The sequence below is a fragment of the Pedomonas sp. genome, from assembly GCF_036515995.1.
Taxonomy (GTDB): Bacteria; Pseudomonadota; Alphaproteobacteria; order Sphingomonadales; family Sphingomonadaceae; genus Pedomonas.
The window spans coordinates 36,064-59,576 of the sequence record NZ_DATBUP010000015.1 but is presented as its reverse complement, the minus strand read 5'-3'; the positions used below and the strand labels follow the sequence as shown (position 1 = coordinate 59,576).

The window sequence follows — 23,513 nt, the reverse complement described above, 5'->3', positions numbered from 1 at the left end:
CCTGCCAAACCCTGCCCCGCCAAACCCCGCCCCCGTGTATGAGGTTTGCCCGCCCCCATATTGTGCCCGGCCGCTTTCCCCCTGATACTCCCTCGTGAAATGACAAGGGGAGCCGCTGCATGGATCTTCAGACCCTGCTGGATGAGCGTGCGATCTACCTTCAGATCTGCGCGCTGGCCGATGCCATGGACCAGCGTGACTGGGAGGCGCTCGATCATATTCTAACCGAAGACGCCGATGGCGATTTCGGCACGGGCGAGAGAATTGTGGGACGCCGCGGGTTCGTCGCACTGTTCAGCCATTTTCTCGGGAATTGCGGGCCGACCCAGCATCTGATCGGCAACGTCAGGGTGAGCATTGACGGCGATACGGCCGAGAGCCGGTGCTACATCCGCGACATGCACATCGGCCATGGCGCGCGGGCGCACCTCTTCATGTCCAGCTCCGGCGAATATCTCGACCGCTGGCAACGCACAGCCGACGGCTGGCGCATGACCCACCGCACCAAGAAAACACCGATCATCACCGGCACGCTCGAGGCGCTCGGCATCGGGCAGGCGGAATGATCCCATAAAAACGGGGAGAGAAGACAATGGCGCTTTCAGCCGAAGATTATTTTGCTATTCAGAACCTGATCCACACCTATCCATATCTGCTCGACAGCGGAGACTTCGACGGGCTGGGCCGATTTTTTGCCCGGTGCAGGATCTACAGCAGCGGGCAGCTGGCCTCTGACTGCAATGCGGAAACCGCCGCCGCCATGTTCCGGGACTGGCTTTACCTCTACGACGGCGTGCCCCGCACCCGGCACTACCTCTCCAACCTGATCATCGAGCCGCAGAGCGACACTCGCGCGATCGTGCGCACCTATGTGACGGTGCACCAGCAGACGGACGCCCTGCCGCTTCAGCCGATTATCGGCGGCGACTATCAGGATACGGTTGAGAAAATCGACGGTCAGTGGCGGCTTGTCGAGCGGCGCATTGCCAATGACCTGATCGGGAACCTGTCCGTTCATGGCCGCGATGCGGGCGTCATCACGCCGATGCGCGCCAACAAGATCGACTACCGCTGAGCCGGAGGGGAGCGAGACCGATGACGGATACGGAAAAGCTTTTGGCGGTACTGGAAATACAGGCACTGAAGGCCCGGTACTTCCGCTGCATGGACAGCAAGGACTGGGCCGGGCTGGAGGCGGTGTTCGCGCCGGACGTAGAAACCGATTTTCGGGATTCAACGATGGAGCACAACCCGGCGCTGCTGATCAGGGGCGCCGCCCCTTACGTTGCCAACCTAGCGCCCATGCTGGAGCATGTGACGACCGTCCATCACGGCCACATGCCGGAAATCGAAATTCTCTCTCCTACCTCCGCGCGGGGCGTATGGGCGATGGAGGACAAGCTGTGGGTGAAGGAGGGCGCGCCCCTGCCCTTCCGCTGGCTGCACGGCTACGGCCACTATCACGAGACCTACACGAAGCTGAACGGCGACTGGAGGATCCAGACTATTCGCCTGACACGCCTGCGCGTTGACGCAGGCTGAGGTCGCCTGACACGCCAGCGCGTCGATACGGGAGGAATAAAAATGAGCCGGGGCAACGATACCCCGGCTCTTTTCCTAGCTTCTATTCTGACTGGCTCAGGCCGGGATGCGGCGCACGCAGCGGAAACCGATGTGCGACGTGGACGTGTCGATGGTCTGGGCGTAGCGCGCGGCCGGGCGGTAGCGCTGGCAGTAGTTGGGCGCGCACAGGTGAGAGCCGCCCTTCAGCACCTTGCGGCCGAACTGGGCACCGGGCTCGTCCGCACGGCGGCTGTCCGCCTCGCTGCCGCCGCGCGGGTTGCGCGGAATGCAGCAGCTCTTGGCCGGCTTGGCGTGGCGCTCCAGATACCAATCCGCCGTCCACTCCCAAACGTTGCCGATCATGTCGTAGAGGCCATAGCCATTCGCCGGGTAGGTTCCGACCGGCGAAGTGCGCTCGAAGCCATCCGCCAGCGTGTTCTCGAACGGGAAGCTGCCCTGCCAGGTGTTGGCCAGAATCTTGCCCTCGGGGTGCAGTTCATCACCCCACGCGAACGCCTTGCGGTCAAGCCCGCCGCGGGCGGCATATTCCCACTCGGCCTCTGTCGGCAGGCTCTTGCCCGCCCACGTGGCATAGGCTTCCGCATCCGGGTAGGCGATGTGAACGACCGGGTGATCCTCCAGCCCCTCAAGGCTGCTCTGCGGGCCCCACGGCCGCCGCCAACTGGTGCCGAGCGCGAACTGCCACCAGGCGAAGGGATCGTGCAGCGGCACCGGGGCCGAGGGCCGCACGAACAGGGACGAGCCCGGTTGCAGCAACGCCGGATCAGCCTCCGGATACTCGGCGGGATCGGGCGCGATCTCGGCAACGGTCACGTAGCCGGTCTCCGCCACGAAGCGGGCGAACTCACGGTTGGTGACGGGGGTGGCGTCGATCCAGAAACTGTCGACGCTTACCTGATGAACGGGGCCCTCTTCAGGATAATGGGCGTCTGACCCCATCCAGAACGTGCCGCCTTCAACGCGCACCATGCCGTCATGGGCGGCGGATTTTTCCCTCAGCGTTTCAGCACCGGCAGGAGACGCCATAACAAACTCCCCAAGAATACAAAGTTCCAGATCTTGTCATTGCTTATTCCGCCGCGTGCGGTGCGGCCTGCGGCGCTGCACCCACCTTCAGAAGACCCAGCACGACTGCAAATATACCGCTGGCCGTGGCCAGTGCCAGCAGGGCAAGGCTCGGCCCGCCCCGGAGGGAGAGCGGCTCAAGCGCAAACTGCACGAGAAACGGGCCGATCATCATCGCACCGCGCACGATTCCGACGGCACGGCCGCGATTGCCCTGATGCGATTTCTGAATGGCGTGCACGTTGAGGCTGGGCAGCACCAGACCGATGCCCAGACCCTGCACCGCAAGGCACAGCGCCGCAACGACGGCGCTGCCGGACACGGCGGCCAGCCCGAGGCCGATGCAGCACAGGATGGGACCGATGACGAAAATCTGCGTCAGGCTCAGCTTGCGGCGCACCGGACCGTAGGCAAAGCCCGCAACGCCCACCATGACCGCGCTGGCCAGCGAGAACACCGCGATGCCCTTGGCGGTGGACACGCCCAGTTCCTGAAACAGGAAGGGCGTGTACATGGCCGAACCGGTGCTGATGCTGCCTGCGATGATACCGAGCATGGCCAACTCGAACACCGGCAGGCCGCCCGCGTCCTGTGCCGCCGTCTGGCTCTGCGAGGGCTCAGGGCGATGACGGCTGAAGCCGAGCACCACCGAAACCGCCAGCGGGAACGCAACAGCGTAGAGCAGGAAGGCGTTGCGCCAGCCCAGATCCACCAGAGCGCCGGTGAGCGGGCTGATGATCAGAAGGGACAACGTGCCGATGGCCATCATCATCCCGAGCCAGCGATCCCGCTGATTGCCTTCCCACGCCTGCCCGATGGCCGCGACCATGGCCGAGCCGAACGCGCCCAGCATGGCCCCGATGAGAAACCGCGCCACCAGCACCTGCATCAGCCCGGTGCTGAACAGCACCGCGCACCCGGCGATGCCACAACCGATGGCGGACCACAGCATGACGACGCGCAGGCCGAGCCGGTCTGCCAGATAGCCGCCAAGCGGTGCGCCTAGCAGCGTGCCGACGCCAAGGGCAGTGAGTACCATCTTGACGAGCACGCTGTTGTCCGGCGTGCCGAATTCCTGATCGATGAACGGAAGAACGGGGACGATCGCCCCGGTGGCAAGGGCGCTGAGGATGCCATACAGAACGATGGCCGCCTTGCCCGGCGCGCGGATTTCCAGTTTCATGCGAGCGTCCCTCCCCGGAGCTTACACAGTGCTGCTGTATCTCCTCTGAAGCGGGTGCGGGGCATGAGGCCCCGCGCTGCTGTTGTTGTCCCCGCCTCAGATAATCTTGCAGGCCTGCCGTTATTGCGCGACCGCGCCGCCGTCTACCGCCAGCGGGTGGCCGGTGACGAAGCTGGCCCGGCTGGAGCACAGCCACAGCACGGCGTCCGCCACTTCCTCCGGCTGACCGAAGCGGCCGATGGGAGCAAGCGATTCCATGACCGACCGGTATTCCGGGTTGATGTCGAGAATCTGCTGGGTCATCGCGGTTTCGATCACGCCGGGGCAGACCGCGTTCACGCGAACGCCCTGACGGGCATAGCGCAGCGCCGCCGTGCGGGTGAGACCGATGACGCCATGCTTGCTCGACGAATACGCCGGCTGGCCCGGATTGCCCACCAGTCCGTTGATGGACGAGGTATTGACGATGGCACCGCCGCCGTTCTTCAGCATCTGCTCGATCTCATGCTTCATGCAGAGCATGACGCCCTTCAGATTGATGGCGAGGCTGAAGTCAAAAACGTCTTCGTCCCACTCGTCCTTGCGGATGTCGTTGACGCCGGCGTTGTTGAACGCGCAATCCAGCCGGCCGTAGGCTTCAACGGTGGCATCCACCAGCGCCTTGACCTCGGCTTCCTTGCTCACGTCCGCGCGGACAAAAATCGCCTCGCCGCCGTTCTGCTTGATCAGGGCGACGGTTTCCTCGCCGCCGGCAACGTTCACGTCAGACACGACGACCTTCGCGCCTTCGCGCGCAAATCCCAGAGCCGTTGCACGGCCGATGCCCGCGCTTGCACCTGTGACGAGCGCGACCTTACCGGTGAACCAACCATCCGACATTGCACTTCCCCTCATTCTCTGCTGTTCCGGAGCCTACGGCGCCCCCAGGAGCGAGGCAACGGGCAAGGCCACGCTTCAAGGGAGATCCAACGGTTTTCTGTACGGTCAATTATCGCATCACGCCAGCAATTCGTGCACCAAGCCGCCGCAGAATGTCGCTTGCGCAGTTATCCTGCGCGCTTTTTACGGATTATGCCACAACCCCCCCTGATGTGACATCTTTGCCGCACACAGAGCCAAACACGACCACGCAATTTGCTGGTGCATGCATTTCTATCTCGACGGATTGATAAAGCCGCCTTATGTAGTGAGTAAATATTTACAAAAGAACAGAGCGGGGGAGACTTCAATGCGGCGACAGCCACTTTAGTTATAACGTCCCACTTAAACCGCACAGGGCGGGAGAAGGTGGACGCCGTGTGGCAGCTCGCAGCCATCGGGTTTGATTTTGAACGGGTCAGTCGGCTTTGCAAGCTGACAATGCGCATCACCCAAGCAGTACCTTGCGTTCGTAACGAAGGAATATTGCATGTTGAGTCATTCTTCGCGGCGTAGCGTCCTTGTCAGTTTCATGTCGTGCATCACCGCCGCCCCATATCCGGGCACGAAGGCGGATGAGAATTCTGTTGCTAGAACAGATGCCGCTCCCAGGCTGGGGTTTGGCGCCTGTGCCGCAACTCCGGGCCCAGCACTGCTGGCCTGAGGGATTCTCTGCATAATCGACGCATCAGAGCACATGGCATTGTCGCGCCTTTCAGCGCGTCGAGAAGCCAAGCGCCATTATCGGGAGATCCGTGCAGCGGGGCCCTCGGCCGGTTTCCGGCCATTTCGGCGAAGCGCGCACGGATCAGCAGCAAACCACGCTTCACTGCCATATCAAAAATAATCGGCATCGGGGCAATTCAGGGGAGAGGGAAATGTTTTCCGTCAGCAGACCAAATACCGGGCTCAAAGGCATCGCACAGTCCATTCTTTTGAGCGGCACCATGCTGACCGCCTTTGCGTCCGCAAGTGCAGTACAGGCACAGGATCAGGCGGCCGCTCCGGCTGAACCGGCCGCGGAGGGCGGTATCACGTTCAACGAGATCGTGGTGACCGCCAACCGCCGCGAGGAAGCCATTCAGGACGTGCCGGTGGCCATCACGGCCATGAACGCGGAAATGCTGCGCGAGCAGAACATCACGACGGCGCAGGACCTACTCGGCATGGTCCCCTCGGTGATGATCGGTGCCAACGGCACCCAGCGCAGCGCCGAGACCGTGACCATCCGCGGCCAGGGCCAGACCTATCTCGCGCCCGTCGGCGTGGTGAACTATTTTGCCGAAGTGCCGCTCATTCAAGGCACCATCATGTCCAACCAGGGCGCACCGGGCAGCTTCTTTGATCTGGAATCGCTCCAGGTGCTGCGCGGCCCGCAGGGTACGCTGTTCGGCAAGAACACGACCGGCGGCGCGCTGCTGCTCGGGCCGAAGCGCCCGACCTATGAACTGGGCGGCTATGTCCAGGGCCAGATCGGCAACTACGACGATCGCGAGATCGAAGGCGCGCTCAACATTCCGCTGACCGACCGGCTCGCCATTCGCGTCGCCGGCAAGTACATGAAGCGCGACGGCTTCACCAAGGACGCAGGTCCGGGCCCGTTCGGCTATGTGCTGGAGCACACTGGCCCGAGCGCGGGCTTCAAGGGCAAGGACTACGACGACAAGAACTGGTGGACCGCCCGCGTCGGCGTGCTGTGGGAGCCGACCGACAACATCAAGAACTACCTCGTCACCTACTACTCCAAGTCGCACGACAACGGCTCGGGCATCATTCTTGACGAGATCAACCCGAACACGCTGAATCTCGCCAACCTGATGGCGAACTCGCTCTACAATCCGGCGTTCAACCCGATGAACCCGGCAACCATGTTCGGGCCTCAGGTCGGCCAGGCGATCGAGGCCTACATGAAGAGCCTCGGGCCGCGCCAGACCGCGCTCAACACCGACCAATTCTCGCGCCTCAGCGTCTTCAGCGTCATCGACACGCTCGACATCACGCTGAACGACAACCTGACCTTCCGCAACATCTTCGGCTACCAGCGGATGAAGCAGCAGTACGCCTGGGACCTGGACGGCAGCTTCCTGCCGATCATGGCGCAGCTGCCGGGCTTCATGCCGGAGGGCTATGAAGACATCGCGCCGGCCGGCGCGGCCATGCGCTTCTCCAACACCAGCCTGATCACCGAAGAGCCGCAGCTGCAGGGCAACTTCCTCGACGGGCGCGTGAACCTCGTGCTCGGCGGCTTCTATTCCAACCACAAGCCTGAAGGGCTTGAGGGCATGGGATCGTTCAACGCGGCCAGCTACAGCGTCGGGACCTACTTCGGCACCAAGACCCGCAGCATCGCGATCTATGGCCAGACGACGATCGACCTGGATGTGGTATCGCCGGCTCTGGACGGCCTGTCGATCACGGGCGGCATCCGCAACACCTGGGACCGGGTGCGCGGCGAGCGCGTCTCGGGCAACTTCACGGTTCTGCCGGTTGCCGAGGCAAAGCGGAGCTATGAGGAAATCACCTGGAACGTGGGCCTTGACTACAAGGTGACCGACAAGGTGCTGGTGTTCGGCAAGGTGACCCGCGGCTACAAGGCCGGCGGCTTCAACGCCACCGCACCGCGCCCCGAGGCACTGACCTATGATCCGGAATATGTGACCAACTACGAAATCGGCGCCAAGGCCGACTTCTACGTGGCCGACATGCCGGTGCGTTTCAACGTCTCGGCCTATCACCTCGACTACAGCGACCTGCAGCGCGCTGCCGCCGACAACTATCCCAACGGCGGGCTGAATTCGACCGGGCTCGATCAGGGCTCGATCACATTCAATGCGGAAAAGGCGCGGGTGCGCGGCGTTGAAATCGAGACCATGATCCGTCCGACGGATCGCCTGACCCTGTCGGCCAACTATTCGCGCACCGAGGGCAAGTACAAGGAGTTCCACCTCGACGTGCAGGCCGACCCGCTGGTACGCACGGTCGACAGCTGCGACGGCCCGCTCGCCGTGCCGTTCACGCCGGGCCAGTTCGTACGCGCTGATCTGTCCTGCATTCCCTATGGCTACGTGCCGAAGAACCAATTCAACCTGAACGCCCGCTACGAGCAGCCGCTCGGCGATAATCTGGGCACGCTGGTTGGCAACGTGAACTATGCCTGGAACGACAAGATCTACCATTCGTCAACGACGACGCCGAACGACGATCCGTATGTCTGGATCGACTCCTACGGCCTCCTCAACCTGTCGGTGGAGTGGAACAGCGTGATGGGCGCGCCGGTTGATGCACGCTTCTTCATGACCAACGTGACCAACAAGCTGTACCGCATCTCTGCCTATGCCGGTTACAACCAGGCGATCGGCTTCACCAACAGCATGTATGGCGAGCCGCGCATGTACGGCTTCTCGCTGCGGTATCGCTTCTAAGCAGAACGGGGCGATCTGCCGCTGGTGGATCGCCCCGCCACGAGCTTCTCCAGCAGACTGCAAAACCAGCCGTTTGCTTCCCTGTGGGCGCGGAAGGGATTTCCCTTCCGCGCCTCTTTTTTAAAAATATTCAGCCGGTCTGCTTGACGCACACGGCCTAGATGAGGCCGATCCTCTGGCCGAACCTGGCTGCCGGGATCAGCAGATGCCGTATCAGGAATTCCTGCTTGCCCGGGCTGGAGACAGGCTGCGGTTTTTCCAGGGGGAAAGGCAAGGCGTCCAGCCGGTCGCCTGCGATGCCTTCCGCCAGGAGCCTGCCCATCAGCGGGGCCATGACATTGCCCCATGCATTGAAGTGCATGAGACCCAGGACGCCTTTGCCCATGTCAAAGACGCCGGGAAATTCCTTGTCACGCATCGCAACACGCCCGGTCCAGTACTGGCCAAGGCGTATCTTCATCTCCCTTGTCTCCGGCCAGACCTTGTGGATCCAGCCCAGCTGGCTCTGAAAATGCCACGCGGCATCCTCCGGCCTTGAAACCGACGGGATCGACGACAGGATAAGCCGGCCGTGGCGATCCTTCACCAGCGGGTTGAGATCAACGGGCACCTGCGCAAGCGTCGCGCCGCCGGGCATGATGCGGGCCAAGGCCTCGTCAGGCAGCGGCTGGGTTGCCAGCGCATAGGCGGTCAGCGGGTAAAAGCAGCGTTCAAAATCCGGGACGATGCCGTTCGGATAGGCATTGGTGCAAAAGACGACCCGGTCCGCAGTCACATCACCCCTTTCCGTCTCGACCCGCCAGCGAGCGCCGGCAGGCAGGAGCTTCAGCGCTTCGCTGTCGCCATGCACGACGGCGCCCAGCCTGACGGCGGCGGCAATCATCCCGTTGGTGAAAAGGTAGGGATTGACCCGCCCGCCATTTTCATAAAGCACGCCGAAGGGGTAATAGCCGGTGCCGGTCATCGCCTTCATGTCCTCGCCGCGCAGCGGGACAACCTTCTGAAATCCCATTTTTTCGAGATAGGCGGATTTCTCGCGAAAATCGTCAAAGTCCGCCTGCCCGGTCATGGCGTTCAGATACCCCGAGCGGACGGCATCGCACTCGATGCCATGCTTCTGGGAGAGGTCGAACGGAATTGTATGATGCTCGCGGAAGATCTCGATGAACGCCTTGCCCTGATCGGGAAAGCGCTCCAGCACCTTCAAATCCTTGAGGATCGGCAAAACGTGGCCGGCATTGCGGCCCGACGCGCCCCAGCCCGGCTGACGGGCTTCAAGCACGACAACCTTCACGCCTGCCTCCGCCAGATGAAGAGCAAGCGAGCTGCCCGCCAGTCCCGCACCCACGACAACGACGTCGGCATTCAGGCTCCGCTCAAGCGGGGGATACGGTGCGGTTACCCCCTCCGGACGGGTCCAGCCGCTACGATCGATGGGAACAAGACCCCGGTCGTAAATATCATGGACGCTCGTTGCCCGCCTGTCCTCCTCTGCGCCCCTGTCCCGGCGCACGCAGCCGCCGGCAGTCCCGGCCGCCAGCAGCATGCCGGCACCGCTGGTAACGACACTCCGTCTGGTCAGTCCGCCCTGCTTCTCGCACTTCATTTTTCCATCTCCCCAAGCCGCGTCCTGCAAGGTCATCGGGTAGGTCCTCTGGTTCATGAGAACCTACCCTGCTGATCTCCGGACGCTCAGTAAGTGATCTTGACGTCCAGACCGAAGCTGCGCGGCTTCTTGTATGATGCGCCCGCAAAGCCGAGCTCGCCAAAGTCAATGCCAAAGTCGATGTTCTTCTGGTTCGTCAGATTGTCCCCCCACGCGGCGACTTCCAAACGCCCATGGCCGAGATCGATTTCGGAAAGCGCAATGCGAGCGAAGAGATTGTGATCTGGCCGCGAGCGGATATCCCGGTTGAATGGTGTCGTCCGGTCGATCGCGAACCAGTACACCGTGCTGCGGTAGGCATAATCAATCCGCACCGAGAGGTGGCCCAAAGCGGTCATCTCTGAATATTCCGCACCGGCGTGGGCATTGAACTTGGACGTGCTGGGCGGCCTTACCTCGTCTGCAATGTTGATCAATTCGTTCGTAAGCGGGTCGCGGTAGAGGTATGTCTTGTAGTCCGGATCAACGACACCCACCGACCCGTTGAAGGTCAGCCCTCTGATCGGGGTTGCCGCAATCTCAGCCTCGAGGCCTCGCAGCGCGACCTTGCCAGCATTGACAACCTCGGAACTGGCCCCTCCCGAGCCTGCGGCGAACTGGCTGATCTGTTGATTTCGAAAATCCGTGTGGAAGACAGCCACGTTAGCCCGAACGCGGCGCTGCCAGAACTCGGCTTTGAGACCCGCTTCATAAGCGGTAACCTTTTCCGGCTGAAACGGCATGATCGTCTCGGAGCGCGGACTGAAACCGCCCGAACGGTAGCCGGTTGAAACACGGGCATAGGCCATGGCGTCCTCGGCGAGATCATAACTTGCCGACGCGAGCCAGGACAGGTTGGTAAAATCAGCCTCGCCTGTCCCGGTCCGGTCTCCAGCCAGAAAGATCGTCTTTCTATCCCAGGTGTGCCGCAGTCCCCCCGTCAGCTCGAGCCTGTCTTCAAGCGCCGCCGGGCGGAAGCTTGCCTGACCGAATGCCGCAATTGATCTGGCCGTGCCACCGAAGGCCGAGATCGGCGACAGGTTGAGCCCGACCTGCCCTCCCGGCAAGGCGACCGTCAGCGGCTGCGGATTGAACTCGGAAGCCTTTTCATAAAAATAATAGGCTCCCAGAACATAGTTCCATTCGTCAAACTGCCCGAGAGCCTGGAGTTCCTGACTGAACTGCCACTGCTTCTCCTCTCCGTTGCCGTTGAACAGGTTCACCGGGGCGATCCCTGCCGGTTCAAATGTTACTGGATCAAGGACGACGCCGAGCAGGTTGCCCTGCCCAGACAGATTCATGATCGTGCTCTGGTTGAACTTCCGGTAGGCGCTGATCGATTTCAGGGTGTGGCTATCGCTGGCCGCCAGCTCAGCTGCCAGCGCATGCCCCCGAACCTTGGCGCGGGAGTCCACCCGATCTCGGCCCTTCTGATCCACGAAACCGATTTGCCGCCCTTCGCCGCGGCGATTGGGGCCGACAACAAACGGATCTCCGCCGAAAAGAGGCGATTTGCTGAAATAGTCGATCACGTCCTGGGTGGCCGCAATCGTCTGGAAATAGGGAGGCACGTTGCGACGGTCATTATAATCAAAGGTATAGTCGATCGTGAGCGTGTCGAAGTCACCGCGCAGGGAGAAGGAGACTGCATCACCGTTGATGGCGCCCGGATCGCGGCTGCCGGGCCTCAGGAGATTGTCGACGTAACCGTCGCGCTGACGGTGCTGGTAAACCAGTGACGCCTTGATCGGCGTGTCCGCGATATGGCCGGTGTCGATCCGCCCGCGCACGTACCATTCGCTGAAGCTTGCGTAACCGGCCTTGGCCTCCAGCCCGGGTTCATCGGCGGGCTTCTTCGAGATGAGTTGTATCGCGCCGCCGATCGTGTTGCGGCCGAAAAGAGTGCCTTGGGGCCCGCGCAATACCTCGATGCGCTCAAGATCGACCAGGTCAAAAATCGCGCCGCCAGATCGGGCGATAAACACGCCGTCCAGGTAGATGCCCACCCCCTGTTCGGTGACAGAGGAAGGCTCGCTGTTGCCTACGCCGCGAATGAAGACGGATGCTGCGGTCGGGCTGGCCGCCTGCTGGAACAGCGAGAGATTGGGGACGAGCTGCGGAATTGCGCTGACGTCCTGGACATTGCGCTGCTCAAGCGCTGCCGACGACAAGGCCGTCACAGCGACCGGCGTATCCTGAAGTGATTCCGCCGTTCGCCGCGCAGTGACGATGATTTCCTCCAGGCCGGCAGTGGCAGCAGTGCCCTGCGCTGCGCAGGCGCTGGAAATGACGGGCGGCAGCATAGTCGCCGGCAAGGCGGCGGCGCAGCACAGGGCCGCGTGTTTGACAATTCTCTTCATGCAAAAATCCCCCTGTTCCGCAGTTGCGACCAACTGCGGCTGCTGACTTCCCCTGGAAATGGCTGCGTTTGTTCAGGCGGTTTGCAGCAGGGGCCGAGGCGCTATCTCACGGCCGCATGCACCCCTGCTTTCGGGCACGCCCTAGCTTGAGTTCAGGAAATGGCGCAGGACATTCTCCGTCAGACGGGAGACGTCGTTGTCATAATTATTGTAGGACAGGCAACCACAGTAACTGATGGAGCCAGTCGAGAAGACTGCCCCACCACCCGGATAGCTCACGTAGGCGATGTCCGCGCGTACCAGCGGGTTCTCCGGCCCGGTGCCGGCGTGGGTTGCCAGCAACTCCTCCACCGCGAGCCGGTAACTCTTACTGTGTCCGAACGACCGGGCCAGGCAGGTGGTCGCCGGGGGTGACCCCAGAGCCGGATCGATCCGGTCGATCTCGAACCCTGCCGCGCCGTGTTCCATCACCAGCGATGGGACATCACCGAAGACATCGCCTGTTATACCGTCGAATAAGAAACCGAGTTCGCCATAGCTTTCCTCCGTGCGGCGGTACGCGGCATTGATATCCATGCCCTGCGCCGTGAAACCGACGCCGACCAGCTTTTGCGGAGGCCGCCCCCTGTTGCGCCACAAACCGCCAAGCTCGCCGGTGGTGGAGTGATGACGCTCGCCCGGCAGGGCGTCCCAGGCGCGCGTTCCGCCCCATTTCCGGATTTCAAGCACGTGGGGCGCACTGGGATGCATGCTCGTCACCCAAAAGAAGCCGTTGCCCCCGAGGTACATGACGCGCCCGCCATCGTTCAGGTAGGCTTGGAGCGCATCCAGCATGGCACCGGACCAGTACTCGGGATGCGTTCCGGTCACGATCACCTGATAGGGCGTCAGTAGATCGACGCCTTCGAGGTGCAGCGCCTCATCTGTGATGACGTCATGATCGAAAGACTTCTCGGTCAGCCAGTCAACAAGGTGGAGGTCTGCGTTAAACTGGTGAGGGCTGCCCTGGAGGGACCGGAGGAACTGGAAATGAACTTTCGGCCGGAAGTGCACCTGCGGGAGCAGGCGTGAAACATACGCGACACCGCTGCCATCGGAATGCAGATCATAGCTGCTGTGGAGGCCCTGCTCCAGAATGTAGCGATCCTGCTCCTGAGAAGGATACAGACGCGCCGCGTCAGGAAAGGCAAGGCCGAGCGTCGGATCCTTCAGGAACCGATCCTCGACATGGGCATTGCCATAGGCCAGGTAGCTGAATGTGGGAGCCAGAAAAGCAACGGATGAATATGGGCCTGCGCGGGCCGGCAGTATGAAGAAGGGAATATAGTCTTCATCGCCCTTTTCCGTTTGCACGTGAAATGCGTAGATGCCGCTCGCAAGGCTGTCAGGGATGGGCAACCGGAGCACCTCAGGCCAGCCCGCATCGTCACGATCGTCATCATGGAAATGAATTGCGGTGTAATGCCGGGGCTGCTCGGCTGGGCTGAGGCCACCATCGGTCCATCGGCGTCCGGTCACCGCTCTGGTCGGCATGCCGACGAGGCGGGCCGTGTGCCCCCCTGCCCTGTCGGGAATTTCAAGGCTGGCGTGATCCGCGCTGAAATCCCAGGCTGCGACAGGTTCCAGCAGGAATACACCGCTGAACAGCGCCGTCACGGCTTCGTCCGACAACCATGTGTCATAAATTGCCGGAGAATCGATTTTCCCGTTGAAGTGGCTGGCAGTGCCCCCGACCGTCGCCTGCGCGGCGATCAGCAGCGGGCCCTGCCACGTGCCGATGGCTCCCAGTTCCATCGAGGCTCCGTCAACGCCAGGGAAGCCCGGCCACCTGTCCCGCGCCAAGACATGCAACTCGGCCGCACGCGCCGATCGGTCGAGCCGAACGACCAGCATATACCAATGGTGAGCCAGCAGCGCCGAAGTCACGCTCGCCCTTGCAGAACCGACTGATATGCCGGCTCGCCCGTCTGCATCGAGGAACAGGCTGAAGCCGGCGGCCTCCCGCGACACAATGGTTTGCTGCGCGCCGCCGGGCGCTGTCGGACAGATCCAGACCGCCAGAGTTGCCGCCGATGAATTGAGAAGCTGATCGGGTTCGTCGACACACGCGAAAGAACCGGCAGGGACATCGTGCCATTGCGCTTTGTATCGCCCGTCGATGCATGACGGGACCGACGTCGCCCGAAAGCCCGGCCCGGCCGGATTGGTGTCTCCGTGCCGCAGCCGAACAACCGATGCATGGAAGCTTTCGGACCGGCAACTGACATGGAGCCCAACGCTTTGGCCGGGGCGTACGCCCCATTGATCGGTATAACCAACAATCCGCATCGCTACCTCCTTTAAGGTTTACCGACTGGCGACCCGCTACTTCCCCGGTTGCGTCTCAACCCGCTTACTGGAACCCTTAATTTCAGAGGGAATGCGCCGCTCTCATCCCGATCGCTTTGTCTTTGCCGTCGCGCCTTTGCCCGGCATCACTGCGCTTGCCGAAACGGGAGCTTTGGGGTTCAAGCAGCCCTTCAGGTGAATCTCCAGCAGCTCCTCGATGAATGCGTCCGACGGCGGGCTTTTGGCCAGAACCACAAGCCCGCTGATACATGTCATGAGAGAGACGACGATCGTCTGCGGCGAGACATCGCTGCGGATTTCTCCGTTTTTCTGAGCGTCCTCCAGATGCACGGACAGTGAACTGGTAATGCCGCTCCAGATGCGCTGCGTCTCCTGGGTGATGAACCCGCCTCGGGAATAGGCGACGAGGGAATTGATGGCGATCTCCGCCGGCTGGAGGGAGAAATCCCGGAACGAGAAGGCGAAGTTGCGCAGAGTCTCCTGCCAGTTCCTGCCGGTGACGATTTTGAAGTCCAGGCTGTGGACGGTCAACGCCTCGGTGATCAGCGCCTCTCGCGTCGGCCAGCGCGCGTAGAGCGTTGATCTCGCAACGCCCGCCTTCTGCGCCACGTCCTGAACGCTGAAATCGATCATGCCGGTCTGGAGAAACTCCAGCACCACCGTCGCGACCGCTTTTCGCACCCGTTCGGTACGCCCGCCCGGACGCTGTGCCCCTCTTGCGGAAGCGCCGGATTGGACGCCCTGTGACTTGCTCATATCCGACCCATCAAAAAACACTTTAAATGGACATTTGTCCTTTTAGTGATCGGTCGCGGCGATGCTGTCAAGCAGGCGCTGGCAGCCCCCCACTGCGATGTTTCTACCCGGCAGGCATGCACAAAAAAACCGGCAGGCGGATCCGCCTGCCGGTCTTTGTCTGTCGGGGGCAAGGAGCGATGCGCCCCCTGCCCTTCCTGTCTTCTATCAGGCGGCCTCGACGGCCTTTTCCGCCGGAGCCAGACGGATCAGGTAATCGAACGCCGAGAGACCGGCGGTTGCGCCCTGACCCATGGCGATGACGATCTGCTTGTACGGCACGGTCGTCGCGTCGCCCGCGGCGAACACGCCCGGCACCGAGGTCTGGCCGCGATCGTCCACCTGGATCTCGCCGCGCGGAGACAGCGCCACCGTGTCGGTCAGGAACTCGGTGTTCGGCACCAGACCGATCTGGACGAAGATGCCTTCCAGGTCGAGCTTGTGCTCGGTGTCGTTGTTGCGGTCCTTGTAGGTCAGGCCCACAACCTTGTCGCCATTACCCAGCACTTCGGTCGTCAGAGCCGAGGTGATGATGGTCACGTTCGGCATGCTCTTCAGCTTGCGCTGCAGCACCTCGTCAGCGCGCAGCTTGCTGTCGAACTCGATGAGCGTGACGTGCGCGGTGATGCCCGCCAGGTCGATCGCCGCCTCGACGCCCGAGTTGCCGCCGCCGATGACCGCAACGCGCTTGCCCTTGAACAGCGGGCCGTCGCAGTGCGGGCAGTAGGCAACGCCCTTGTTGCGGTACTCGTCCTCGCCCGGCACGTTCATCTGCCGCCAGCGTGCGCCGGTGGAGAGAATGATGGTCTTGGCCTTCAGCGACGCGCCGCTTTCCAGCTGCACTTCCGCATAGCCGCCGGGCTGCGAGGCCGGGATGAGCTTGGCCGCCTTCTGAAGGTTCATGATGTCCACATCATATTCCTTCACGTGCTGCTCAAGCGCAGCACCCAGCTTCGGACCCTCGGTGTAGGGAACGGAGATGAAGTTCTCGATGGCCATGGTGTCGAGCACCTGACCGCCGAAGCGCTCGGCCACCACGCCGGTGCGGATGCCCTTGCGGGCGGCATAGACCGCAGCGGCGGCGCCGGCCGGACCACCGCCGACCACGAGCACGTCGAACGGCTCCTTGGCGGCGATCTTCTCGGCCGCGCGGGCGACCGCGCCGGTGTCGAGCTTGGCGAGGACCTGCTCCACGTCCATGCGGCCCTGACCGAACGGCTCGCCGTTCAGGAAGATGCTCGGCACGGCCATGACCTTGCGGCTCTCCACCTCCTCGCGGAACAGTGCGCCGTCAATGGAAGTAGCGCGGATGCGCGGGTTGATCACGCTCATCAGGTTCAGCGCCTGCACCACGTCCGGGCAGTTCTGGCACGAGAGCGAGAAGAAGACCTCGAATTCGAAATCGCCGTCCAGATTGCGGATCTGCTCGATCACGTCATCGCTCAGCTTGGGCGGGTGGCCACCCACCTGCAGCAGCGCGAGCACCAGCGAGGTGAACTCGTGACCCAGCGGAATACCGGCGAAGCGGACCGAAATGTCGGTTCCGGCGCGGCGGATCAGGAACGAGGGCTTGCGTGCATCGTCATCGGCGCGGACGTAGGTCAGCTTGTCGCTGAGCCCGGCGATGGTCTGCAGCAGCTCTTCCAGTTCCTTGGACTTGGCACCGTCATCAAGCGACGCGACCAGCTCGACCGGTTGCGAGACATTGGCAAGGTAGGCTTTCAGCTGTGCCTGGAGGTTTGCGTCCAACATGATAATCGGTCCCCTTGAACAGATACTGTGAAGATGGGGTGCCCCCGGCGCCGGTTTGACCCGGCGCCGGAAGCGAAACCTTGTTCGGCTTAGATCTTGCCGACGAGGTCGAGCGACGGAGCGAGGGTCTTCTCACCCTCTTCCCACTTCGCCGGGCAGACTTCACCCGGGTGGTTGCGAACGTACTGAGCAGCCTTGATCTTGCGCAGCAGCTCAGCAGCGTTGCGGCCAACGCCTTCCGAGGTGATTTCCATGACCTGGATCACGCCGTCCGGGTCCACCACGAAGGTGCCGCGGTCAGCCAGGCCGACGCCCGGGCGCATCACGTCGAAGTTGTTGGTGATGTTGCCGGACTGATCGCCAACCATGTAGAACTTGATCTTGCCGATGGCCGGCGACGTGTCGTGCCAGGCCTTGTGCGAGAAGTGAGTGTCGGTCGACACGGCGAAGATCTCGACGCCCAGCTGCTTGAAGGTCTCGTAGTTGTCGGCCAGGTCTTCCAGCTCGGTCGGGCAGACGAAGGTGAAGTCAGCCGGATAGAAGAAGAAGACGGCCCACTTGCCCTTCACGTCGGCATCGGTGATGTCGACGAACTTGCCGTCCTTGTACGCGGTCGCGGAAAACGGCTTAATCTCGGTGTTAATGAGCGCCATGAGAGTTCCCTTTATTGGTTTGGTTGACTCAACGGATTGTGGTGTAGCAGGGTCGCAACCAATATCAAAATTGATTTAAATCGACTTAAATATCGATAAACTCGATCAGTCGACCGCTTCACAAAACGGATTGAACATTCCCGGCCGTTTTGTGCCGCTGCCGCACCAACCTACACATGGGGACGGGCCCCGCTTACGCGCAGTGCTACGCTTTGACGCATACGAGACTGGACACCGTGCCGGAGCGCCCCCGGCACGAGATTTTTCCATCATACGTCCCGGCCGGGTTATCTTTCCCCGCCCCAACTGAATTTCCCCGGCCGAAATTCGTCATGCCCCCTGGGGCAGCGCAGGCCCGCCTTCCGAATCCTGGCCCCCGAATCCTGACAGGTCAGTGAGTTGGCAAGGGACCTCTTGCAGCGCATCCTCACGCCCAAGCTCATAAAACCTAAGGGGAGGAAACCATGCTGTCTCATCAGGAACTGTCCGACCGGGCCGAGATTCAGGATCTGATCACCCGCTACGCCTATGCGATCGACGACCGTGACTGGGATGCACTGGACAACGTGTTCACGGCTGATGCGATCATTGACTACTCAGAGGCGGGCGGCGCGCGGGGCACGGTGGCCGAGATCAAGGAGTATCTGGCCGGTGCCATGGCCCGGTTCCCCGCCTTCCAGCACCTCTCCACCACCACGCGGCTGCAAATTGACGGGGACCGCGCCAAGGCCCGCACCATCCTGTTCAACCCCATGGTGATGGAGCACGAGGGGCAGGAGCGCGTGTTCTTCGTCGGCCTCTGGTACAATGACGAGCTTGTGCGCACGCTGGACGGCTGGCGCATCGCCCACCGCTACGAGCAGATGAGCTGGACCTACAACACCCCGCCGGGAATGATGCCGTAAGCCCCAGCGAAGCGGGAGGCGGCCCGATTATCCGCAAGGCGGACGATAGGCCACCGCCCGCTTGATGCCTGCCGGATGTGCCGGTTACCGCTGGCAGGTTGGGTGCAAGGGGGCAGAGTGCCATGGGTGCAGCGGTGCAGGCGGCGGAAACGGAAGCGGGCGGGCCGGAAGACGGCAACAGGCGCGAGAAGCTGGTGGTTTTCGCCTCGACGCTCGGGACCGTGTTCGAGTGGTATGATTTCTTCATCTACGGCACCCTTGCGGGTATCATCGGCCGCCTCTTTTTCCCGACCGACAACGCCAGCCTGCAGTTCCTGCTGGCGCTGGCCTCGTTCGCCATCGGCTTCGGCTTCCGGCCGCTGGGCGCGGTGGTGTTCGGCTACCTCGGCGACAAGTTCGGACGCAAATACACCTTCCTTGCCACCATCGTGATCATGGGCGTGGCAACGGCGGGCGTCGGCCTCGTGCCGAGCTTTGCCACTATCGGCGTTGCCGCCCCCATCATCATCGTGACGCTGCGCATCTTGCAGGGGCTGGCGCTGGGCGGCGAGTTCGGCGGCGCGGCCGTGTATGTGGCCGAGCACGCCCCGCCGAAGAAGCGCGGCTTCTACACCAGCTTCATTCAGGGCAGCGTCGGCGCGGGCTTCGTGCTCTCGATCCTCGCCGTGATCGGCACCCGCTATGCGGTGGGCGAGGAGGCGTGGAACGACTGGGGCTGGCGCGTGCCGTTCCTGTTCTCACTGGTGCTGCTGGGCATTTCCATCTGGATCCGCCTGATGCTGCACGAAAGCCCGGTCTTCCAGAAGATGAAGGCCAAGGGCGAGGTGGTGCAGAACCCCTTGAAGGAAGCCTTCCGCGCGCCGGGCAATTTCAAGATGATCATGGTGGCCCTGTTCGGCTTGATGGCCGGCACCACGGTCATCTGGTACACCTCCATGTTCCAGATGCTGTATTTCCTCCAGAACGCCCTCAGGGTGGATGAGAATACGGCGCAGGCCATGGTGGGCCTTGGCGCGTTCGCCGGGCTCGGCATGTTCATCTTCTGCGGCTGGCTGAGCGACAAGGTGGGCCGCAAGCCGCTGATCCTGCTGGGCTACGTCGGCGCGCTGCTGCTGACCTTCCCGCTGTTCCACTGGGTTTCCAACGAGGCCAACCCGGCGCTGGCCGAGGCCAGCCGCCGCGCGCCGATCGTGGTGGAAGGGCCGGACTGCAGCTTCAACCCGTTCACCAGCACGCAGGAGACCGCGTGCGGGGCGCTGCTCGACCGGGTGGCCAAGCTGAACGTGCACTACACCAAGATGCAAGGCCCTGAGGCGCTGGTCACCGTGGGCGGCGAGCGGGTGGCGGATACCTCTGGCGAAGGGCTGAAGGCCGCGCTGACGGCGGCGGGCTACTCCTTCGAGACGGTGGAGCTGACCCCGCGCGCCACGCTGGTCATCATGGCGGCCATTCTCATTCTCGGCTCGCTGGCGGCGCTGACGTTCGGCGGCTCGGCCGCGCTCCTGACCGAGATGTTCCCCTCCCGCGTGCGCTACAGCTCGCTGTCCATCCCGTACAACATCGGCACCGGCTACTTCGGCGGCTTCCTGCCCTTCATCAGCCAGCTGATCATCGTGAGCACGGGCAATCCGTTCTCCGGTCTGTGGTACCCGGTCGGCATGGTGGCGCTGGCGTTGGTAGCGGCTTTGATCTGGATGCCGGAGACGGCCGGCCGAGATCTGGACTAGGGGCAGCAGACTAGGGAAAACCGCTGCGCGCGCAACAATGTTGCGTACAACGCCCTGATTTCTCTCAGCAAAAGAAAATCTGTCAGACCTGCAACAACTTCTAGCCCACCGGGGGAGCGTTCCGTATTGCCGCGTTACGGCCCTACCCCTATTAAATCTCTACAAATTGAGTCGTGTAAGACAACAGGTGGGTAGTTGAGTCTCATGAGTGAGAGTGTTGATTTTCAGCCTTCGCGTTCGCCGCGTTCGGTCACCGCAAAGCGCATTGCAGCCTTGGCGCTGAGCGCGTCCCTGCTGCCGCTGACGGCCCCGGCCTTTGCCGAGACGGCCGCCGAGCAGAGCGCGCAGGACAATCAGGACATGATCGTCGTGACGGGCTCGCGCATTTCCCGGCGCGACTTCGTCTCGGAATCCCCCATCACCACCGTCAGCGCTGACGTGGTGGCCAATACCGGCGAGCTGACGCTGGAGAAGTCCCTCGGCCAGCTGCCGCAGTTCGGCCTTGGCGACAACGCCACCAAGACCGGCTACGGCTCGACGGGTCAGGCGACCCTGAACATGCGCAGCCTGGGCAGCTTCCGCAACCTGGTGCTGCTGGACGGCCGCCGCCTCCAGCCGTCAGACACCCAGCAGGTGGTGGATCTGAACACCATCCCCTCGGCGCTGATCGAGAGCGTGGAAGTGATCACGGGCGGTGCGTCTGCGGTTTACGGCTCGGACGCCGTGGCGGGCGTGGTCAACATCAAGACCAAGCGCGATTTTGAAGGCATTCAGCTGGATGCCTACCAGAACCTTGCGGGTGAAGGCGACGGCGGCAGCACCGAGCTGAGCGCGACGCTGGGCACCAAATTCGCCGACGACCGGGGCCGCGTGGTGGTCTCGGGCTCTTGGTCGAAGCGCCACACCATCGACTTCAATTCCCGCGCCTTCTTCCGCAAGCATCAAGGCGGCACCGACCTGCGCCTGCCGACCGGCGTGTTCGTCTCCAACGGCAACCCGGCCAGCCAGGCGGCGCTGGATGCGGTGTTCGGCGGCTACGGCGTTGCCCCGGGCAGCGTGACCGGCAACTCGGGCCTCAGCTTCAATGCGGACGGTTCGCTGTTCAGCGCCAGCAACGGCGTTTACAACTACGGCGGCTCGCAGAACGGCCTGCTCTACAACACGGGCAGCCAGGTGAATAACCCCAACGTGTTCCTGACGCTGCAAGCGCCGATGGAGCGCTACACCGCCTACGGCCGCGCCGAATACGACGTGACCGACGACGTGACGGTGTTCACCCAGTTCAACTACGCCAATTACGACACCACCATTCTGGTGGAGTCCGGCAACACCTCGCTCAGCATTCCGGTCAGCAACCCGTTCATTCCGGACGACCTGCGCACCTTGCTCGCCTCCCGCAACAACCCGAACGCCAACCTGACGCTGGAGAAGCGCTTCTACGAGGCCGGGCCGCGCGCGACCCTGCGCGAGTTCGACGTCTATCAGGTGCTGGGCGGCGCACGCGGCGCGCTGGCAGCGATTGACGGCACCTGGGAAGTCTATGCCTCCCACGGCCGCACCAAGATCAGCGAGACCTCTCCGGGCTCGGTGCTGAAGTCTTCGCTCTCCGCGCTCACCAGCGCGGCGGACGGCGGCCAGAGCATTTGCGAGGGCGGCTACAATCCGTTCGGCGTGACCACGCTTTCCGACGACTGCTACAATTTCCTCGTTGCCGCGCCGACCAAGGAGACCATCCTCAAGCAGGACGTGGTGGAAGCCAACGTGCAGGGCCACCTGTTCAACCTGCCCGCAGGCGAGGCCCGCTTCGCGGCCGGCGCGGGCTGGCGGCGCAACAGCTATTCAACGACGCCGGACGCCATTTTGCAGGCCGGTGACGTGGTGGGCGTGCCCTACACCGGCCCGAGCCGGGGTTCGAGCAACGTGAAAGAGCTGTACGCCGAGGCGCTGCTGCCGGTGCTGGCGGACCTGCCGCTCATCCAGCAGTTCGACGTGAGCCTGGGCTACCGCTTCTCCGACTACAATCTGGCGGGCAGCGTTCACACCTACAAGGCGGACGGCAACTGGGCCGTGACCGACGCCTTGCGCATTCGCGGCGGTTATGCCCGCGCGGTGCGTGCGCCGTCGGTGGGCGAGCTGTTCGTGGCGCCCTCGGGCTCGACCCCGACGCTGGGCCGTCCGGATCAGGGCATGGGCGACTACTGCTCCACCGCCAACCCGGTGCGCACCGGCGCCAACGCCGATGCGGTGCGGGCGCTGTGCCTGTCGCAGGGCGTGCCGACTGCGGTGATCGACAACTTCGTCAACCTGCAGGACGATGCGGACGCGACCAGCGTCGGCAACACCGACCTGAAGCCGGAGAAGGCCGACACGGTGACCGTGGGCTTCACCTTCAACCCGCGGTTCGAGAGCGCATGGCTCTCCAACGTGGCGCTGTCGGTTGATTTCTACGACATCCGGGTGAAGGACGCGATCGGCGTCGTCTCCTCGCAGAACAGCGTGCAGAAGTGCTTCAACGTCGATGGCTCCAACCCGGGCTTCGATCCGGACAACTTCTTCTGCCAGAACATCAGCCGCGATGCGAACACCGGCCGCATCAGCAACGTGCAGCAGCCGACGCTGAACCTGGGCGGCTACAAGACGCGCGGCGTCGACTTCCAGTTCGACTGGCGCATCGGCCTTGATGCGGTGGGCTTCTCGTCCAGCAAGACGCTGAGCCTGAACACGGTCATCACTTATCTGGACAGCTTCAAGATCCAGACCGTGCCGGGAGCCAAGTGGTACGACTATGCCGGAACCGTCGGCAGCGTCTCCACCAGCAACCCGGGCTCGCTGCCCAAGTGGAAGGCCGTGACCAGCCTCGCCTACGCGGACGAGCAGTTCACCCTTGGCCTGCGCTGGCGGTACTTGGACGGCATGAAGGCGGTGGCCACGGTCACCAACCCGAACGCCACCACCCCGGGCGTTGGCTCCTACAGCCTGTTCGACCTCTACTCGACGCTTGACCTGGGCGAGCAGTACAAGCTGCGCTTCGGCATCAACAACCTGTTCGACAAGGACCCGCTGATCGTCAACGGCGTGCCGGGCACCACCGAGGCCAGCACCTACGACGTGATCGGCCGCAGCTTCTACGCCGGCGTCAGCGTCCGCTTCTAAGT

General features: G+C 62.8%; 16 protein-coding genes. 7 read left to right on the top strand and 9 right to left on the bottom strand.

The features are described 5' to 3' along the window. Positions 1 to 119 precede the first annotated feature (119 nt). Genes VIG90_RS01690 through VIG90_RS01680 form a run of 3 tightly spaced genes read left to right on the top strand, consistent with a single transcriptional unit; the run spans position 120 to position 1,542 of the window. Positions 120 to 566 carry a nuclear transport factor 2 family protein gene (locus VIG90_RS01690; RefSeq protein ID WP_331591683.1) on the top strand — a complete coding sequence of 149 codons (447 nt, stop codon included), beginning with the start codon at positions 120 to 122 and terminating at the stop codon, positions 564 to 566. A gap of 26 nt (positions 567 to 592) precedes the next feature. Then, the gene (locus VIG90_RS01685; RefSeq protein WP_331591681.1) at positions 593 to 1,075 is read left to right on the top strand and encodes a nuclear transport factor 2 family protein; all 483 of its coding nucleotides are present in this window, start codon (positions 593 to 595) and stop codon (positions 1,073 to 1,075) included. 20 nt (positions 1,076 to 1,095) lie between these two features. Next, the gene (locus tag VIG90_RS01680; protein WP_331591680.1) at positions 1,096 to 1,542 is read left to right on the top strand and encodes a nuclear transport factor 2 family protein; all 447 of its coding nucleotides are present in this window, start codon (positions 1,096 to 1,098) and stop codon (positions 1,540 to 1,542) included. A gap of 96 nt (positions 1,543 to 1,638) precedes the next feature. Here VIG90_RS01680 and VIG90_RS01675 read toward each other — a convergent pair whose 3' ends face one another. From VIG90_RS01675 to VIG90_RS01665, 3 genes are all read right to left on the bottom strand, one after another. After that, on the bottom strand, positions 1,639 to 2,553 hold the full coding sequence (locus VIG90_RS01675) for a formylglycine-generating enzyme family protein (RefSeq protein WP_331591687.1): 915 nt from the start codon (positions 2,551 to 2,553) through the stop codon (positions 1,639 to 1,641). 100 nt (positions 2,554 to 2,653) lie between these two features. Then, complete coding sequence (locus VIG90_RS01670; RefSeq protein WP_331591679.1) at positions 2,654 to 3,832, bottom strand: MFS transporter; 1,179 nt, start codon at positions 3,830 to 3,832, stop codon at positions 2,654 to 2,656. A 120-nt stretch (positions 3,833 to 3,952) separates the two neighbouring features. Continuing rightward, entirely contained in the window at positions 3,953 to 4,711 is a 759-nt protein-coding gene (locus tag VIG90_RS01665) for an SDR family oxidoreductase (RefSeq protein WP_331591678.1), read from the bottom strand. A gap of 917 nt (positions 4,712 to 5,628) precedes the next feature. On the opposite strand from VIG90_RS01665, the gene VIG90_RS01660 reads away from it, so the two are divergent. After that, complete coding sequence (locus VIG90_RS01660; protein ID WP_331591677.1) at positions 5,629 to 8,172, top strand: TonB-dependent receptor; 2,544 nt, start codon at positions 5,629 to 5,631, stop codon at positions 8,170 to 8,172. 157 nt (positions 8,173 to 8,329) lie between these two features. Here the strand turns inward: VIG90_RS01660 and VIG90_RS01655 are convergent, their stop codons facing one another. From VIG90_RS01655 to ahpC, 6 genes are all read right to left on the bottom strand, one after another. Further along, complete coding sequence (locus VIG90_RS01655; RefSeq protein WP_331591676.1) at positions 8,330 to 9,835, bottom strand: FAD-binding oxidoreductase; 1,506 nt, start codon at positions 9,833 to 9,835, stop codon at positions 8,330 to 8,332. Between the two features lie 29 nt (positions 9,836 to 9,864). Continuing rightward, positions 9,865 to 12,177, bottom strand: a complete 2,313-nt coding sequence (locus VIG90_RS01650) for a TonB-dependent receptor (protein ID WP_331591675.1) — start codon at positions 12,175 to 12,177, stop codon at positions 9,865 to 9,867. Positions 12,178 to 12,318: 141 nt separating this feature from the next. Beyond that, on the bottom strand, positions 12,319 to 14,505 hold the full coding sequence (locus VIG90_RS01645; RefSeq protein ID WP_331591674.1) for a N,N-dimethylformamidase beta subunit family domain-containing protein: 2,187 nt from the start codon (positions 14,503 to 14,505) through the stop codon (positions 12,319 to 12,321). A 102-nt stretch (positions 14,506 to 14,607) separates the two neighbouring features. Next, positions 14,608 to 15,282 carry a TetR/AcrR family transcriptional regulator gene (locus tag VIG90_RS01640; RefSeq protein ID WP_331591673.1) on the bottom strand — a complete coding sequence of 225 codons (675 nt, stop codon included), beginning with the start codon at positions 15,280 to 15,282 and terminating at the stop codon, positions 14,608 to 14,610. Positions 15,283 to 15,489: 207 nt separating this feature from the next. After that, complete coding sequence (gene ahpF, locus VIG90_RS01635; RefSeq protein ID WP_331591672.1) at positions 15,490 to 17,073, bottom strand: alkyl hydroperoxide reductase subunit F; 1,584 nt, start codon at positions 17,071 to 17,073, stop codon at positions 15,490 to 15,492. A gap of 89 nt (positions 17,074 to 17,162) precedes the next feature. After that, positions 17,163 to 17,726 (bottom strand): alkyl hydroperoxide reductase subunit C, encoded by a 564-nt coding sequence (gene ahpC, locus VIG90_RS01630; RefSeq protein WP_331591671.1) that lies wholly within the window; start codon positions 17,724 to 17,726, stop codon positions 17,163 to 17,165. A gap of 464 nt (positions 17,727 to 18,190) precedes the next feature. On the opposite strand from ahpC, the gene VIG90_RS01625 reads away from it, so the two are divergent. From VIG90_RS01625 to VIG90_RS01615, 3 genes are all read left to right on the top strand, one after another. Further along, a complete protein-coding gene (locus tag VIG90_RS01625; protein WP_331591670.1) occupies positions 18,191 to 18,631 on the top strand; it encodes a nuclear transport factor 2 family protein in 441 nt (146 codons plus the stop codon). Positions 18,632 to 18,753: 122 nt separating this feature from the next. Further along, positions 18,754 to 20,358, top strand: coding sequence for an MFS transporter (locus VIG90_RS01620; protein WP_331591669.1), 1,605 nt, complete (start codon positions 18,754 to 18,756; stop codon positions 20,356 to 20,358). A 204-nt stretch (positions 20,359 to 20,562) separates the two neighbouring features. Continuing rightward, complete coding sequence (locus VIG90_RS01615; protein ID WP_331591667.1) at positions 20,563 to 23,511, top strand: TonB-dependent receptor domain-containing protein; 2,949 nt, start codon at positions 20,563 to 20,565, stop codon at positions 23,509 to 23,511. Positions 23,512 to 23,513 lie beyond the last annotated feature (2 nt).

Coding starts and splice junctions, on each gene's coding strand:
- VIG90_RS01690 (WP_331591683.1), top strand. CDS start 120: ATGGATCTTCAGACCCTGCTGGATGAGCGTGCGATCTACCTTCAGATC.
- VIG90_RS01685 (WP_331591681.1), top strand. CDS start 593: ATGGCGCTTTCAGCCGAAGATTATTTTGCTATTCAGAACCTGATCCAC.
- VIG90_RS01680 (WP_331591680.1), top strand. CDS start 1,096: ATGACGGATACGGAAAAGCTTTTGGCGGTACTGGAAATACAGGCACTG.
- VIG90_RS01675 (WP_331591687.1), bottom strand. CDS start 2,553: ATGGTGCGCGTTGAAGGCGGCACGTTCTGGATGGGGTCAGACGCCCAT.
- VIG90_RS01670 (WP_331591679.1), bottom strand. CDS start 3,832: ATGAAACTGGAAATCCGCGCGCCGGGCAAGGCGGCCATCGTTCTGTAT.
- VIG90_RS01665 (WP_331591678.1), bottom strand. CDS start 4,711: ATGTCGGATGGTTGGTTCACCGGTAAGGTCGCGCTCGTCACAGGTGCA.
- VIG90_RS01660 (WP_331591677.1), top strand. CDS start 5,629: ATGTTTTCCGTCAGCAGACCAAATACCGGGCTCAAAGGCATCGCACAG.
- VIG90_RS01655 (WP_331591676.1), bottom strand. CDS start 9,835: ATGAACCAGAGGACCTACCCGATGACCTTGCAGGACGCGGCTTGGGGA.
- VIG90_RS01650 (WP_331591675.1), bottom strand. CDS start 12,177: ATGAAGAGAATTGTCAAACACGCGGCCCTGTGCTGCGCCGCCGCCTTG.
- VIG90_RS01645 (WP_331591674.1), bottom strand. CDS start 14,505: ATGCGGATTGTTGGTTATACCGATCAATGGGGCGTACGCCCCGGCCAA.
- VIG90_RS01640 (WP_331591673.1), bottom strand. CDS start 15,282: ATGAGCAAGTCACAGGGCGTCCAATCCGGCGCTTCCGCAAGAGGGGCA.
- ahpF (WP_331591672.1), bottom strand. CDS start 17,073: ATGTTGGACGCAAACCTCCAGGCACAGCTGAAAGCCTACCTTGCCAAT.
- ahpC (WP_331591671.1), bottom strand. CDS start 17,726: ATGGCGCTCATTAACACCGAGATTAAGCCGTTTTCCGCGACCGCGTAC.
- VIG90_RS01625 (WP_331591670.1), top strand. CDS start 18,191: ATGCTGTCTCATCAGGAACTGTCCGACCGGGCCGAGATTCAGGATCTG.
- VIG90_RS01620 (WP_331591669.1), top strand. CDS start 18,754: ATGGGTGCAGCGGTGCAGGCGGCGGAAACGGAAGCGGGCGGGCCGGAA.
- VIG90_RS01615 (WP_331591667.1), top strand. CDS start 20,563: ATGAGTGAGAGTGTTGATTTTCAGCCTTCGCGTTCGCCGCGTTCGGTC.